1 protein-coding gene is annotated in these 1,374 nt (G+C 34.9%); it reads left to right on the forward strand.

What is annotated here, in order from left to right:
• Nucleotides 1-966 (forward strand): hypothetical protein (locus J1N10_RS20855; protein WP_262328663.1); only part of this gene is annotated, 966 nt, incomplete at its 5' end.
• Nucleotides 967-1,374 lie beyond the last annotated feature (408 nt).

A 1,374-nucleotide genomic window follows, 5' to 3' on the forward strand; every position in this document is an offset into this window, starting at 1 on the left:
ATTGTTGCGGAGAACTTTGAAAAGGATTGCCTTGCTGTATTTGAGAATTTACTGCAAGGCTACAGGAAGGCGAAAGAATCGACAGTATGGGAATCTAAAATGGATAATCTTGTAGAGAAATTAACACATTTACCTACTGCTCCATTCCCTACTGAGTTAATGAAACTTTTTGATTATGATTTTCTCGTACAATCGGAAGATATAAATAGTATAATTGAAAAAGCCCTTATTATCAGGGAGCGGATGAAGCATACCAAGAGGTATGTTACCATCAATGAACGATACTTCTCATTTTTATTTCTACCTCCAAATACTCACCTTAAAAGATTTGAAGTGTATAATAACGAAGGAGAACTTTGTTATTTACAAGTCGGTAAAATCCGAATAAAGCCAAAAGCAATACTCCAATGGCTAATACCCGGCAACAAACAAGTCAAATTTCAAGATGTAATAAATTTCAGGCAAAAGACCTTTCACATAAAGGCATTAGAGATTTATTATTACTCACCTCTCGTTGACCTTTCGTCAACAAATCCCCAGGACTATTATAATTTTTTTTGCGACTATTTTGGGAAACTTCAGTTCCTCAAGTATTTCAAATCAAACGGAAACATTGAAGCGTTTCCAAACCTCCAACAAATTAAGCCAAGAACCCATGATGCAATCTTAAAACTTTCTAGTGCCCAACAGGTGCTTTGGGCTTACTTTCTATTTCGGCTTTTGGGCTTAAAACACCGGGTAGATGTTGGAAACTCAACACTTGCCCGATTTTTATGTGTGGTAAATGGTATTGATATGGATAATTACAAAAATTCATACTTCTATCGGCTCATAGATAAAGCTCCATACATTAAAAATGACAAGAATCTTTTGGTTGACCTTGAAGTTATCAAGTTGCATTTTCAGGAACGTAATTTACCAACAGGTGACATCGAAAAAGTAATCATTGAAATTGTAACCCGATAATTTGCAAAAATACCGATTACCATTTATTGCCTTTTATTGCCATTTGAATTAAAAAAGTATCCGACAAAAACAGCAAAAAATGTCCGACAAGGCTAAATAATGCCTTTGTAAGATGTTGAAAACATGAGATATAAAAATTAATTGAAAAATGTCGGATAGTCCGACGTTGGAAATTGCTATGCGCCTATCCTATACTTGCTATCGAAAATTTGAATAAAAAAACAGCAAGAAAATGGATGAGCAAATAGAAGAACAGATAGAAGAGCAAATCGACTTCAAAACTGAAACTTTAAAGAATCTTGAACAGCTAAACAAAAAGGTTTCAGAACTAATAAAAGTACAACATAAAGCCGGAACAGGCTTTGACTATGTTAATGCTGCGGAACTGGCCCTGCTATTGGGCGAAAG

Source organism: Carboxylicivirga litoralis, assembly GCF_025499605.1.
GTDB lineage: Bacteria > Bacteroidota > Bacteroidia > Bacteroidales > Marinilabiliaceae > Carboxylicivirga > Carboxylicivirga litoralis.